A 13,919-nucleotide genomic window follows, 5' to 3' on the forward strand; every position below is an offset into this window, starting at 1 on the left:
TTAATTTGATTGACAATTTTAGCTTGAAAATAAAAATTAGTAATCGTCAATCGAAAATCAATAATCGTCAATCGCTAAAGGTTTTTTCTATTCAATTCACTCACCGCAAAATCTACTGCACGAGCAGTAAGTGCCATATAAGTAATTGATGGATTGACACAATTGGCTGAGGTCATGCAAGCTCCGTCGGTTACGAAGACATTAGGCACAGAATGTATTTGATTATGAGCATTTAGCACTGACGTTTTAGGGTCTTTTCCCATGCGGGCCGTTCCCATTTCATGCACACCATTACCTAAACCACCAACATTATCAAACATTTTTACATCTTTGAAACCCGCATTTTCAAGCATTTCCGCAGCATCTGACTTCATTTTTTCACGCATTTTCCACTCATTATCTTTCAATTCAGCCTCAAAAACCAATTGTGGAATTCCCCACTTATCGGTTTTGTCTTTGCTCAAAGTAACTTTATTTTCGTGATAAGGTAGCACTTCACCAAATCCCATCAAACCCATTCCCCAACCACCTGGTTTGAACAAGCTATCTTTAAATGATGCACCGACTCCTTCTATACCATTTCCTCTGCCCCAATCTCCACGACCGCCACCAGCACTTTGGTAATCATAGCCACGTAAAAAATTAGGATTTTTTGAGGCTTCATCAATATTTACATATTTTGGAATAAAAACACCCGTTGGTTTACGACCTTTGTAATATTGATCTTCCATGCCATCATAGCTACCCATTGCCCCCACATGATAATGATGGTCCATCAGGTTATGTCCTAATTCACCACTGTCATTTCCCATGCCATTTGGAAAACGGTTGGAGGTTGAGTTCAACAAAATTTGTGTTGACGCCAATGTAGAAGCACAAACAAAAACAACTTTAGCATAAAACTCAATTTCCTTGTTGGTTTCACTATCAATTACTTTTACACCTTTAGCTTTGCCTGTACTTTCATCAAAAATGAGTGAATGAACAATCGAATTTGGTCGAATAACAAAATTTCCTGTTCGATTAGCCGCAGGCAAAGTAGCTGAATTACTACTAAAATATGCTCCATAAGGGCAGCCTCTTGAACAACGATTGCGATTTTGGCATTTTCCACGACCTAATTCTAAATGTTGTGGCTGTGGTTCAGTCAAATGAGCTACACGGCCTATGGTTACGTGTCTTCCTTTGAATTTTTCTTCTACTTCTTTTCTAAAATGTTTTTCCAAACAATTGAGCTCCATTGGCGGTAAAAACTCTCCATCAGGCAAATGTGCCAACCCTAATTTTTCACCACTAACACCTACAAATTTCTCGACATAAGAATACCATGGAGCAATATCTTTGTAGCGAATGGGCCAATCAATGGCAATGCCTTCACGGGCGTTTGCTTCAAAATCATGCTCGCTCCAACGATAAACGTGCTTACCCCAAGTAAGCGAACGCCCACCCACTTGATTACCACGAATCCAATCAAAACGCTTGGTTTCTTGATAGGGATTATCAATATCATTTGTGAAAAAATGTTTGGTTGATTCGCCAACAAAGCCACTTCTGATTTGAATATGGTATTTTTCTCTATCTTCAGGAGTCAACGAACCACGATGCTCCATGTCCCAAGCATCTTGCATCATGGTTGGGTAATCTTCTATATGATTGACCATTCGACCTTTTTCAAGAACTAAGGTTTTTAAGCCTTTTTCGCAAAATTCTTTGGCGGCCCAGCCTCCGCTCATGCCTGAGCCGATTACGATGGCGTCATAAGTATTGGTTTTGTTTAATGTTGTATTTAGATTTGCCATTGGTTCAAGAAAAATGATTGTTATTTGTTGTTCGCAATTTAAGACAAGTTTTTCAAAAGAAAATTCAATAAATAAGAATCTTTTCTACAAAATTTATCGATCATTTTATGCGTCAATCTATTATTTATGAAGTAAGTATCAATTATATTGGCTCGCTCAACGATATTCGTAAGCGAGAACCTTTTATTGTCTATTTTTCAAACTTAAAACGTGCAATTGAATGCATTCAAACCAACTTAGCTTTGAATGGATGGGAACAGAAAAAGGTGAATTATACAGCGGTTTATCGCACATTGAAAGTGAAGAATAAGTTTGTATGCGATTTTGATGCGATGAAAGTAAAGTTTTTTCAGATAACGATTACAACAAAAACCTTAAACCCTTTGTTGACCACACTTGGAATTGATGAGTTTCCTACCACAAAAAAGTAAGACACAATTAAGCGATTGTATGATTACTGGGTTTTTCTCTCACCAACTTATCTAATATCAAAATTGATTTTTAGGATTCTTTTCAGAAAAATGAAATTTTTTCTTTCCTTTGTGCAATTACTACTTTAACCTTATAACCTATGAATTTTTCAAAACCCAAATTAAGTTTTGCTCAAATCATCAATATGAATGTTGGCTTCTTTGGCATTCAATATAGTTTTGGTCTTCAACAAAGTGCGGTTAATCCAATTTATGACTTTTTGGGGGCAAGTCCCGATGAAATTCCTTTGTTAAACTTAGCGGGGCCCATGACTGGACTTTTGATTCAGCCAATCATTGGAGCCATGTCTGACAAAACTTGGTCGCCACGTTTTGGTCGTCGTAAACCTTATTTCTTTGTAGGTGCTTTGATGTGCAGTTTAGCACTTTTTCTTTATCCTTTTAGTAGCTCCTTGTGGATGGCTGCAGGGCTTTTATGGATTTTGGATGTGGGTAATAATACTGCCATGGAGCCATATCGAGCTTTTATTGCTGATAAATTAGATGCATCACAACAACCAACGGGTTTTCAGGCACAAAGTTTCTTCACAGGTTTGGGGCAAACTTTAGTTAATCTTTCGATTTTTATTTTTCCATTAATATTTTTAGGTACAACTGGCTCATTACCAACTTGGGTTTATGCTTCATTCTTTTTAGGAGCTATTTGTTCGATTGGTTCGGTTTGGTGGAGTATGCGAACAACTGCTGAAATTCCTCCGAGCGAGGAAGAGTTGGCAGAAATGAAAGCTACACCGATGAGTATTCTTACGCCATTTGTTGATATTCCGCAAGCGATTCGAGAAATGCCCAAAGTTATGTGGCAATTGGCATTGGTTTATTTATTTCAATGGTATGCTTTGTTTTGTTATTGGCAAAATTCCTCGAAAAGTATTGCACAATCAGTTTGGAAAACTACGACTTACCAAGACAATCCTATTTATAATGAGGCCGTTAGCTGGACTGGTTTGGTAAATGGTTGGTACAATATCGTGATGTTTTTGGTGGCTTTTAGTTTGGTTTATTTTGCCAAAAAATATTCGCCAAAAATGGTACACGCTTTCTGTTTGGTTTTAGCAGGAATTGGTTTTTTAGCTTTTCCGATGATTGAGAATAAATATTTATTGTTTCCTGCTATTACAGGCTTTGGTATTGGTTGGGCAAGTATGATGGGAATTCCATATTTAATAGTTGTGGGCGAAATTCCAAAAGAGCGTTATGGGGTTTACATGGGAATTATTAATATGATGATTGTGATTCCCATGTTGATTCAAACACTTACTTTTGGTTATATTTTGAAGCATTTCTTAAATAATGACCCTGGCAAGGCGATTACTTTCGCAGGAGTTCTTTTATTAACAGCAGCAGCGGCCACGATGCTCATTAAAGCCAAAAAAGTTGAAGCTGATATAAATGTGCCAATGGGTAGCGGGCATTGATATTAATATAAAATGAATAATGCTTAATGATAAATGAAAAGCCTTCAGCAAACAAAGTTCTGAAGGCTTTTTAATTTATTCGCTCATTCTAACAATCACTCATTGATTTTCAAGGTAAGTATTGTCTAATATAATTTCTACTTTGTAAAATCGCCTTTGTAATATCATCTGGGCTTCCTTCATACGCTTTGTCTTCTACTTCAATCACTACTGAGCCACGATAACGAACATCAGTCAGAGCAGCAAAGAATTTTCCCCAACGAACATCACCCAAACCAGGAAGTTTTGGTGAGTGATATTCAAGCGGATTAGCCAAAATACCCACTCTATCCAATTTATCATGGTAAACCTTTACATCCTTCAAATGAATATGATGCAGACGGTCTTTGTACTGATAAATCGGTTTGATTTCGTCCATCATTTGAAAAATCATGTGCGAAGGATCGTAGTTGAGCCCAAATAACGGCGTTTTGAAAGTTTCAAACATTCTGTCCCAAACAGCTGGACTAATTGCCAAATTTTTCCCACCAGGCCATTCATCATTAGTAAAAAACATGGGGCAATTTTCGATGCCAATCTTGATTCCTTCTTGCTCAGCCGTTTCGATGATTGGCTTCCAAACTTTCTTGAAAGTCTTCAAATTATCTTGGATATTCTTTTTTGGATCACGCCCAATGAAAGTATTCATTACTGGCACATGTAAGGTATTACAAGCCCGAATCACTTTCTTGATATGTTCAATATAAAACTCTGCTTTTTTCTTGTCGGCATCTAATGGATTGGGATAATAGCCTAAACCCGAAATAGTAATACCTTTTTCATGTAGAAATGATTTAATATATTTTACATGCTGAGCGTCCAATTTATCAACGTTGATATGGGTTACGCCAGCATAACGACGATTATCTCCACCTTCAGTTGGCCAACACATCATTTCAAGGCAAGAAAATTCGTGTTTTGAAGCAAAATCAACTACATGTTCAAAGCCAAAGTCAGCCAATATAGCACTTACAAATCCGAGTTTTAACATAGTTTTGGTTGAATAAAGTTTGTTCAACCAAAATTATAAAAAAAATAGGTTCTTTAAAATCTTATTTTGTTTAACTATCGTATATACTTTATTTAAACAAATGTTTTTTCACAAATTTGTTTATCTTTATTTTTATAATATTAAACAAAGTGTTTGGTTAAAATACTTCACAACAGTGCTGATTTATTGCATTTTTTATCAATTTTTAAGAAAAAAAGATTATTTTTGAAAATAATAGTAAAAAGTGTTGTTTATTTTGTTTAAGTTTTACTAAATTTGCTTCAACAAAAACCAACAAACTATGACAGCCATCGAATTTAACTTCGCCATATCAAAAACATCAAAATCATTGAAGCCATTTGCTATGAGGCTGACAAAAGACCATGAAGATGCCAATGATTTATTGCAAGACACATTGATGAAAGCATTCTTGAATCGTGATAAATATTCAGATGGAACCAACTTGAAGGCCTGGTTATACACCATCATGAAAAATACGTTTATCACGAATTACCAACGAATGATTCGTAAAAACACTTTTATTGATACAACGGACAATCTGCATTATATCAACAACATGGAAAGTAGCATTGACAACAATGCTTATTCAGAGTTTGCGATGGAAGATATTAATAATGCAGTTGAAACACTTGATGAAGCATATAAACTTCCGTTTATGATGTACTTCAAGGGTTTTAAATACCATGAAATTGCTCAAAAATTAAATATTCCCATTGGAACAGTAAAAAACAGAATTCATATCGCTCGTAAAGAGTTGAAAGATAAATTATATATGTATGCTTACGCATATTAAAAGATAATATTTAGGAGGTACTCCGTGATAAATATGCGGTTTTTGGTTAAAAAAGAGGAAGATTCAAAAAGGTTGTTTGCATTGCAGACAACCTTTTTCTTTGATAATTATTTAATAAAACAGATTTTCACGCAAAGCTTCATTTCACACAAAGCCAAATATAGAAGGCATTTAGGCAAAGTGAGGCCAGTAAATTTAACCACATCGTATTTTTGAAGTTTGCTTGGGTGCTATTTTTTAAAACTCTAACAAACCACCAACCAAAAAATACAAGAGTTGGGAAGTTAAAAATGAGCAAGTAAAGAAAATCAGCTTGATTGAAATAAAAGAAAAATCCTGCAAAAGCAATCGAGAAAACAATTGCTGTGAAAAAGAATGTTCCTGTTATTCCTAAAAGCATACTCATTGTAGTATCTCCACGCTTGGCGTCTTCTGCGTGTTGATAAATCTGTGACATTGGGTAAACCGCCCAAAGCATCATGGTGCTTATCATGGCTGGCAAAATTTGACCATGAAGGTTGTCAAAGTTTTTCTCAAATACCAAGATAATAGTAAAATACGTAAATGCTCCTTGAAAAAATCCGACAATAAACCAACTCAAAATTGGGTACTTTTTTAAACGAATTTTATCATTGCTATATGCTTTTGAAACCAAGCCATAAATAAAAATCATCAAGGCAAAAACCCAATCAAGTACAAAAAGGCTTATGATTACCGCCAAAATATCAATTGCCCATGAAGCCCAAAAGAGTTTTTTATCAACTGCGGGTGGCTTTTCTAAGCCGCCTATGCTTCCTTCATCTTTATCGAAGTAGCTATTATAGGCATTACTGGCTGGGTAAATAAAAATATGAAGAATAACAAAAATCCATATAGCTTTAGGCTTGTCCCAATTGGGTGTTTGGCTAATGGCAAACCAATAAACAGGCATCAAAAAAAAAGAAAATGGTAGCCTCAGATGCAGTAAAATATCTTTTGGGGTCATAATAATGTATGACGGATTTCCTAATCCGTCCTTTTATAGCGTAAGAAACAGATGGATTAGGAAATCCGTCGTAATAAAAAATTTGCTACAACAAAGCTCCCAACCAAAATTCCGAAAAAAACCAACGATAAATTAAAATTATAAATAATCATGGCAATTAATGCTATTGAAGCAATTACTAAAGCTAAAATCGGCGAAATTGGATAAAAAGGAACACGAAATGGGCGTTTAAGGTTTGGTTCTTTTTGACGTAAAACCAACAATGAAACCATTGAAAATATGTACATTGTCAAAGCTCCAAAGGCCGAAAGAATAATAATATCGGCCGTTGAATTACTCAAAAGTGCTACAATTCCAAAAGCCATATTCAACAATAAAGCATTCGCAGGAGTTTTGAATTTTGGATGAACTTTTCCAATAAAAGCAGGAGCATTTCCTGCACGCCCAAACTCAAAAGTTGCTCGACCAGCGGCCAAAACCAAACCATGAAATGAGGCAATCAGTCCACAAGTGCCAATACCCACTATCAATTGATAAATACCACTTGTATCACTCATGATTTTACTCATCGCCATCGGAAGTGGCGAATCAGAGATTGTTCCATCTGCTTTATAAACAATTGATTCCCAGCCATTTATGCCAACAGCCGCCACAAAAGTAAGCACACACAAAACTACGAGCGTAGCCATTGCCGAGCCAAACCCCCAAGTAATGTCTTTTTGTGGATTGTTCGATTCTTCAGCAACATTAGCCAAACCTTCAATACCTAAGAAAAACCAAATCGCAAAAGGTAAAGCTGCGAAAGCTCCATTAAAACCATTAGGTAAATTATTGATAATGAGATTCTTACTTTCAAATTTCGGAAAAGCGAAATACCAAAAAATAATCAAACCTAATACCGCTAAAATTGTGATTATCAACTCAAAAGCAGAGGCGAGTTTTGTACCAAGAATATTAAGTAAAGTAAAAACCAAATATGCTCCAATGGCCACTCCTAAGATAGAAAGTTGAGGAAAAACAGCATTGAAATACGCTCCAATGCCAACTGCGATGGCAGGGGGAGCAAACAAAAATTCAATATTCTGAGCCATACCAGCCAAAAAGCCCCATTTTGTACCCAATGCACGATTAGCATAATCAAACGCTCCACCTGCTTGTGGAATAGCACAAGCCAATTCGGCATAACTCAATGAAAAAGTCAAATAAAGAATAATAACAAAAAAAGTAGCAATCGCCATCCCGAGCGTTCCACCTTTTTCAAGTCCAAGATTCCATCCGAAATACATTCCTGAAATAACATATCCAACTCCAAGCCCCCAAAGGAGAGTTGGTGTAAGGCTTTTTTGAAGTTTTTGCTCGTTAGGGTTTGACATTTGTGCTAAGGCTTGTCTTTGAAGTATTGCTCTAAGTAAGGTGTTTAATCTCAAAAAATCAAGTAAATAATCCTGCCAGTTGCAAAATCTTACAAATCCTATCAAGATTTTGGCATAATAAATGCCTTTGAGTTAGTAGGATTTCATAAACGTTCTGTAATTTTGTAAAAAAACTCCGATAATAATGTTCCATACGTCTGCATTTCGATGTTGTTGTTAGTATTAATTTTCTCGAAAGAATCGCTAATCCTTATATTTTCTAAAAACAAAGAGTTTTGATAGAATCGTTGATGAAATATTTTTTCATTCATCGTGTTCACACATTACTCATTCACTCATAAAATTTCTATGCAAAACCTAAAAATTTATAATACGCTTTCTCGTCAAAAAGAAGAATTCCAATCCATCACACCCAATCATGTAGGTATGTACGTTTGTGGCCCAACGGTTTATAATAATGTACACTTAGGCAATGTTCGCACGTTTATGACTTTTGATGTGCTTTATCGTTATCTTACACACATTGGCTATAAAGTTCGCTATGTTCGTAATATTACCGATGTTGGTCATTTAGTAGGCGATGGCGACGAAGGAGAAGATAAAATCGGCAAAATGGCAAAGCTCGAAAAGCTCGAACCAATGGAAATCGTACAACGCTACACCAACGATTTTCATACAGTTTTAGAGCAGTTTAATTTCTTACCACCAAGCATCGAACCAACCGCAACAGGACATTTAATCGAGCAAATAGAGGCCGTTAAAACCTTGATAGAAAAGGGATTAGCTTACGAGTCAAACGGTTCGGTTTATTTTGATATTAATAAATACAATGAAGGCGGAAACGACTACGGTAAACTTTCAGGAAGAATTTTGGACGACCTTTTGAATGAAACGCGTGAGTTAGACGGGCAAGCCGAAAAACGTAATCCACTCGATTTTGCAATTTGGAAAAAAGCAAATCCAGAGCATATCATGCAATGGAAAAGTCCGTGGGGAATGGGCTTTCCAGGCTGGCATTTAGAGTGTACTTGTATGAGTACCAAATACTTAGGAGCTCAGTTCGATATTCATGGTGGTGGTATGGATTTAAAGTTTCCGCACCACGAATGTGAAATTGCACAAGGCGTAGGTATCACAGGTAAAGAGCCTGTAAAATATTGGATGCACTCAAATATGCTCACGGTAAACGGCCAAAAGATGTCAAAATCTTTAGGAAATTCTTTTCTTCCAGCCGAACTTTTCGCAGGAAGCCATGCTTTACTTGAGCAAGCATACAGTCCAATGACGGTGCGTTTCTTTATGTTACAATCACAATATAGAAGTACACTTGATTTTTCGAACGATGCTCTAAAAGCAGCTCAAAAAGGCTTCCGAAGATTAACAAATGGCCTCAGAATTGTAAAAACACTTACATTTGAGCAAGCCGAAGTTGCTATTGACGAAAAGAAAAAACAAGACATCGAAAAATCAATCCTTGCATTCTACGATGCCATGAACGATGATTTGAATACCGCCGTAGCGATTGCTCAACTTTTCAATTTATTGAAATATGTCAACATGATTTACATGAATCAGTTGCAGCCTGCTGCTATCGGAGAAGCAACTTTCAATGAATTAAAAGAAAAGTTTGTGCTTTTTATTGAAGGCATTTTAGGTTTGAAAGAAGAAAAAGCCGAAAACTCAGATGCGGTTCTGAACGGAATGTTGAATCTTTACAGAGAATATAAAGCGGCTCAACAGTACGATAAAGTTGACGAAATCAGAAGTTATTTTAAAGCCAATGGCATGTCAATCAAAGATATGAAACACCGCATTGATTGGGCTTGGGAAGAATAAAACTTGTATCTTTTTTACACGGATTTAAAGATTTACACTGAGATAATTTCACGCTAATCTTTAAATCCGTACCTTCGTTACATAAAAAACTTATCACAGAATCTGCTTAAAAGTATAAAAAAGCACACTTCCGTAGCCAACAATCAACATCAAATGAAAAGGCACTAAACCGATATTGTTTAGTTGAATTTCAATGCCTAAAACAACAATAAAATAAAGCATCAACAAAAGCTCAATCCATGTGCTTTTACCAAGTTTTTTTGCCAAATATTTATTTCCTTGCCACGAATCTAATTGACTATTTATGTTAAACTTGGGCGTACGCACAAATGGCGTTTTGCGTCCCATCCAACCCTCTACAACGGCAATTGAGTTATGAAATGAAAGACCCATCATAAAAAGTAAAAACAACATAAATCGCTTTACAAATTCAAGAAAACCAAGTCCAGTTTTTTGAAAAGAAATCCAATAAAAGCACCCCAAAATCACCCAACTGATTTGAAACAGTGCTGTATAACGAAAAAGCACATCAAATCTATCTGTGTTTGAAGTAATAAGCATTACGGGCAAACTCAAAATCGACAAAAAGAAAACTGCTACAAAAACTGCACTATTCATCAAATGATAAAACCCGTTCAGTCTTGTAGAAATACTTAAATGATTATCTATCAATAATTTACGCATATTTTTTACCACACATTCCGCTGCTCCCTTTGTCCAGCGATATTGCTGTGATTTCACAGCACTCATTGTTACTGGCAATTCGGCAGGGCAACCAACGTTTTCTAAATACACAAATTCCCAATCTCGCATTTGAGCTCGATAACTCAAATCCAAATCTTCGGTCAAAGTATCAGCCGACCATCCTCCTGCATCTTCGATAGTTACTTTTCGCCAAATTCCCGCTGTACCATTAAAATTAATAAAATGATTTTTGAAGTTTCGTCCACCTTGCTCGATTGTGAAATGAGCATCTAAACCAAAGGCTTGCAATTGCGTTAACAATGAATAATTTTCGTTGAGATGTTGCCAACGCGTTTGCACAACACCCACATTTTTTTTTTGAAAATAAGGAATTGTTTTTTGAAGAAAATCTTTAGGTGGGACAAAATCAGCATCAAAGATAGCAATAAAATCTCCTTTGCAAATTTTTAAGCCATAAGCCAATGCACCTGCTTTAAAGCCTTGCCGACTTTCACGCCTAATATGCTGAATATCAATACCTTTTACTTGAATTTCTTTTACTTTTTTGGCAATAATTTCCACTGTTTCGTCGGTTGAATCGTCTAAAACTTGTATTTCAAGACGCTCTTTTGGATAATCAAAAGCTGCAACTGCATCTATCAATCGCTCAACCACATAAAGTTCATTATAAATAGGAAGTTGAATAGTGACCAAAGGAATCCCCTCACCCCCTACCCCACTCCTCACTGGAGAGGGGAGTTTTTTTCGACCCCCTAAATAATTAATAATCAGACTCAACTGCACCAAGCTATACGAAAAAATGAATACCAACGGAATGGCGTATATAATAAGTATGAATAGTTCCATCGGTTTTCTGTAACATAAAACCTGCAAGGTCTGAAAAATGACCTTACAGGTTTTGTTTATAAGTATTTAAAAATAGTAGTAATAATCTTATAACCAGCCAAAACAGTTCCTTTTACAGTTCCAGAAATCTTTGATTTGCCTACTCTAATTCTATAATTAACAGGCTTTTCGGTAGTTTTCATTTTCATTTTGGCTGCTTTTAGTTGCATTTCTACCGTCCAACCATAAGTAGTGTCTTGCATGTTTAAAGCTAATAAAGATTCAAATTTAATAGCTCGAAAAGGCCCTAAATCAGAATATCGAACCCCATAAAATAAACGTAAAAGATTAGTAGCCAGCCAATTGCCAAAAATCTGTGGAATAGTCATCGAACCAGCCTGACGCTCGCCCAATGCCCGTGAACCAATCACCATATCATAGTTTTGTTCAGTAATAGGTTTGATCAATTCTCGCATTTCTTCAGGAAAATCAGAATAGTCGGCATCTAAGAAAACAACAATGTCAGGCATTTGTTTTTTTGCGTACTCGATTCCCTTCAAACACGCAAAACCGTAGCCTTGACGGAGTTCATCCAAAACCGTTGCTCCTGCTTGGCGAGCGACTTTTGAGGTTTCATCGCTCGAATTATTATTTACTACAACTACCTCATCAACAATATCTTGTGGAATTTCGGCAATTACTTTATCAATAGATTTTGCTTCGTTGAAAGCAGGAATGATGACGATTATTTTCATTAAAATTATATTTCGACTGCAATTTAGGCTTTTTCTACATACACAAAGGTAAGCAAGCCGACAAAGTATTTGAATTTAAAAAGAAGTTATGTTGCTCATTTACGGCAAACTGACTTTATTATACACTTTCCTCTATCATTATTTCATTCCAAATAGAATGAAATTTATTCTTTTAACCTTAAACTAAACCAATTTTCCTCTTTTACTCCAACAAAAAGGTCAGAAAAACAACATTTCTCTAAAAAAAATACAAATTCCCTTGCACAAGTTTTGCTTTTAAGAGCATGATTTTCTAATTTTGCACTTTGAAATAAGAGCGTTCAAAATATTATTTCAGATTTTAATTTAAAAAATCTTCATAAATGGCTAATATCGGTAAAATCTCACAGATTATCGGACCCGTAGTGGACGTGAGTTTTGAAGGGGAGAGTTCACAAATTCCTCCAATTCTTGATGCTTTGTCTGTAACTAAGGCAAACGGTCAAAAAGTAATTCTCGAAGTACAACAACACCTTGGCGAAGACCGAGTTCGTGCCATTGCGATGGACGGAACAGAAGGTTTGCAACGTGGAATGGAAGTGCTTCACTTGGGTTCGCCCATTATGATGCCTACTGGCGAAGAAATCAAAGGTCGTTTGTTCAACGTTGTTGGCGACGCTATTGATGGTCTTGGTGCAGTTACTACCAAAGGTATGTCTATTCACCGTGCTGCTCCTAAATTTGAGGACTTAGCAACATCAACCGAGGTACTTTTCACAGGTATCAAGGTAATTGACCTTTTGGCTCCTTATGTAAAAGGTGGTAAAATTGGTTTATTCGGTGGTGCGGGTGTTGGTAAAACCGTATTGATTCAAGAATTGATTAACAATATCGCTAAAGCTTATGCTGGTTTGTCAGTATTTGCTGGTGTGGGTGAGCGTACTCGTGAAGGAAATGACTTGCTTCGTGAGATGATTGAATCTGGTATCGTGAAATACGGTGACAAATTCAAACATTCAATGGAAGAAGGTGGTTGGGATTTGAGCGTAGTAGATAGAGAAGCTTTGAAAGATTCACAAGCGACATTTATCTTCGGTCAAATGAACGAGCCTCCTGGAGCAAGAGCAAGAGTTGCCCTTTCTGGTTTGACAGTTGCTGAACACTTCCGTGATGGAGATGGCGAAGGCAAAGGTCGTGATATCCTTTTCTTTATTGATAATATCTTCCGTTTTACTCAAGCGGGTTCTGAAGTTTCTGCCCTTTTGGGACGTATGCCTTCAGCGGTAGGTTATCAGCCAACTTTGGCAACTGAAATGGGTACCATGCAAGAGCGTATCGCTTCAACAAAGCGTGGTTCAATTACTTCAGTACAAGCGGTTTATGTACCTGCCGATGACTTGACTGACCCTGCTCCTGCAACTACATTTACTCACCTTGATGCAACCACTGTATTGAGTCGTAAAATTGCTGAGTTAGGTATCTATCCTGCGGTTGACCCTCTTGATTCATCTTCACGTATTTTGTCAGCAGAAGTTTTGGGTGATGCTCACTACAATACTGCTCAACGTGTGAAGTTGATTTTGCAACGTTACAAAGAATTACAAGATATTATTGCAATCCTTGGTTTGGAAGAACTTTCGGAAGAAGATAGATTGACGGTATCACGTGCAAGACGTGTACAACGTTTCTTATCTCAACCGTTCTTCGTTGCCGAGCAGTTTACAGGTTTGAAAGGAGTTTTGGTTGATATCAACGATACAATCAAAGGCTTTAACCAAATCATGGACGGAGATTATGACCACCTTCCAGAAGCAGCCTTCAACTTAGTTGGAACGATCGAAGATGCTGTAATCAAAGGTGAGAAATTAATTGCAGAAGCGTCAAAATAGAGATATGAGATATGAGATATGAG

At 36.5% G+C, this 13,919-nt stretch carries 11 protein-coding genes; 5 read left to right on the top strand and 6 right to left on the bottom strand.

Annotated features, from left to right (window positions below):
- Positions 1–74: 74 nt before the first annotated feature.
- Positions 75–1,799 (bottom strand): GMC oxidoreductase, encoded by a 1,725-nt coding sequence (locus ACQUQZ_RS23245; RefSeq protein ID WP_435357510.1) that lies wholly within the window; start codon positions 1,797–1,799, stop codon positions 75–77.
- 107 nt (positions 1,800–1,906) lie between these two features.
- Between ACQUQZ_RS23245 and ACQUQZ_RS23250 the strand changes: the two genes are divergently transcribed.
- Positions 1,907–2,230 (top strand): hypothetical protein, encoded by a 324-nt coding sequence (locus tag ACQUQZ_RS23250; protein ID WP_435357511.1) that lies wholly within the window; start codon positions 1,907–1,909, stop codon positions 2,228–2,230.
- A gap of 140 nt (positions 2,231–2,370) precedes the next feature.
- Positions 2,371–3,705 carry an MFS transporter gene (locus ACQUQZ_RS23255; protein WP_435357512.1) on the top strand — a complete coding sequence of 445 codons (1,335 nt, stop codon included), beginning with the start codon at positions 2,371–2,373 and terminating at the stop codon, positions 3,703–3,705.
- A gap of 109 nt (positions 3,706–3,814) precedes the next feature.
- On the opposite strand, the gene ACQUQZ_RS23260 is transcribed toward ACQUQZ_RS23255, so the two are convergent.
- Positions 3,815–4,735 (bottom strand): sugar phosphate isomerase/epimerase family protein, encoded by a 921-nt coding sequence (locus ACQUQZ_RS23260; RefSeq protein WP_435357513.1) that lies wholly within the window; start codon positions 4,733–4,735, stop codon positions 3,815–3,817.
- A 301-nt stretch (positions 4,736–5,036) separates the two neighbouring features.
- Between ACQUQZ_RS23260 and ACQUQZ_RS23265 the strand changes: the two genes are divergently transcribed.
- Positions 5,037–5,549 (top strand): RNA polymerase sigma factor, encoded by a 513-nt coding sequence (locus ACQUQZ_RS23265; protein ID WP_435357514.1) that lies wholly within the window; start codon positions 5,037–5,039, stop codon positions 5,547–5,549.
- A gap of 139 nt (positions 5,550–5,688) precedes the next feature.
- On the opposite strand, the gene ACQUQZ_RS23270 is transcribed toward ACQUQZ_RS23265, so the two are convergent.
- Positions 5,689–6,534, bottom strand: coding sequence for a UbiA family prenyltransferase (locus tag ACQUQZ_RS23270; protein WP_435357515.1), 846 nt, complete (start codon positions 6,532–6,534; stop codon positions 5,689–5,691).
- A 56-nt stretch (positions 6,535–6,590) separates the two neighbouring features.
- Positions 6,591–7,907, bottom strand: a complete 1,317-nt coding sequence (gene eat / locus ACQUQZ_RS23275) for an ethanolamine permease (RefSeq protein WP_435357516.1) — start codon at positions 7,905–7,907, stop codon at positions 6,591–6,593.
- Between the two features lie 348 nt (positions 7,908–8,255).
- On the opposite strand from eat, the gene cysS reads away from it, so the two are divergent.
- Positions 8,256–9,743, top strand: coding sequence for a cysteine--tRNA ligase (gene cysS, locus ACQUQZ_RS23280; RefSeq protein WP_435357517.1), 1,488 nt, complete (start codon positions 8,256–8,258; stop codon positions 9,741–9,743).
- A gap of 93 nt (positions 9,744–9,836) precedes the next feature.
- On the opposite strand, the gene ACQUQZ_RS23285 is transcribed toward cysS, so the two are convergent.
- A complete protein-coding gene (locus ACQUQZ_RS23285) occupies positions 9,837–11,294 on the bottom strand; it encodes a cellulose synthase family protein (protein WP_435357518.1) in 1,458 nt (485 codons plus the stop codon).
- A 56-nt stretch (positions 11,295–11,350) separates the two neighbouring features.
- Positions 11,351–12,028 (bottom strand): glycosyltransferase family 2 protein, encoded by a 678-nt coding sequence (locus ACQUQZ_RS23290; protein WP_435357519.1) that lies wholly within the window; start codon positions 12,026–12,028, stop codon positions 11,351–11,353.
- Positions 12,029–12,390: 362 nt separating this feature from the next.
- On the opposite strand from ACQUQZ_RS23290, the gene atpD reads away from it, so the two are divergent.
- Complete coding sequence (gene atpD, locus ACQUQZ_RS23295; RefSeq protein WP_435357520.1) at positions 12,391–13,896, top strand: F0F1 ATP synthase subunit beta; 1,506 nt, start codon at positions 12,391–12,393, stop codon at positions 13,894–13,896.
- Positions 13,897–13,919: the final 23 nt, after the last annotated feature.

Origin of the sequence: Emticicia sp. SJ17W-69, from assembly GCF_051209875.1 — a bacterium.
Classification (GTDB): Bacteria; Bacteroidota; Bacteroidia; order Cytophagales; family Spirosomataceae; genus Emticicia.

Coding starts and splice junctions, on each gene's coding strand:
- ACQUQZ_RS23245 (WP_435357510.1), bottom strand. CDS start 1,799: ATGGCAAATCTAAATACAACATTAAACAAAACCAATACTTATGACGCC.
- ACQUQZ_RS23250 (WP_435357511.1), top strand. CDS start 1,907: ATGCGTCAATCTATTATTTATGAAGTAAGTATCAATTATATTGGCTCG.
- ACQUQZ_RS23255 (WP_435357512.1), top strand. CDS start 2,371: ATGAATTTTTCAAAACCCAAATTAAGTTTTGCTCAAATCATCAATATG.
- ACQUQZ_RS23260 (WP_435357513.1), bottom strand. CDS start 4,735: ATGTTAAAACTCGGATTTGTAAGTGCTATATTGGCTGACTTTGGCTTT.
- ACQUQZ_RS23265 (WP_435357514.1), top strand. CDS start 5,037: ATGACAGCCATCGAATTTAACTTCGCCATATCAAAAACATCAAAATCA.
- ACQUQZ_RS23270 (WP_435357515.1), bottom strand. CDS start 6,534: ATGACCCCAAAAGATATTTTACTGCATCTGAGGCTACCATTTTCTTTT.
- eat (WP_435357516.1), bottom strand. CDS start 7,907: ATGTCAAACCCTAACGAGCAAAAACTTCAAAAAAGCCTTACACCAACT.
- cysS (WP_435357517.1), top strand. CDS start 8,256: ATGCAAAACCTAAAAATTTATAATACGCTTTCTCGTCAAAAAGAAGAA.
- ACQUQZ_RS23285 (WP_435357518.1), bottom strand. CDS start 11,294: ATGGAACTATTCATACTTATTATATACGCCATTCCGTTGGTATTCATT.
- ACQUQZ_RS23290 (WP_435357519.1), bottom strand. CDS start 12,028: ATGAAAATAATCGTCATCATTCCTGCTTTCAACGAAGCAAAATCTATT.
- atpD (WP_435357520.1), top strand. CDS start 12,391: ATGGCTAATATCGGTAAAATCTCACAGATTATCGGACCCGTAGTGGAC.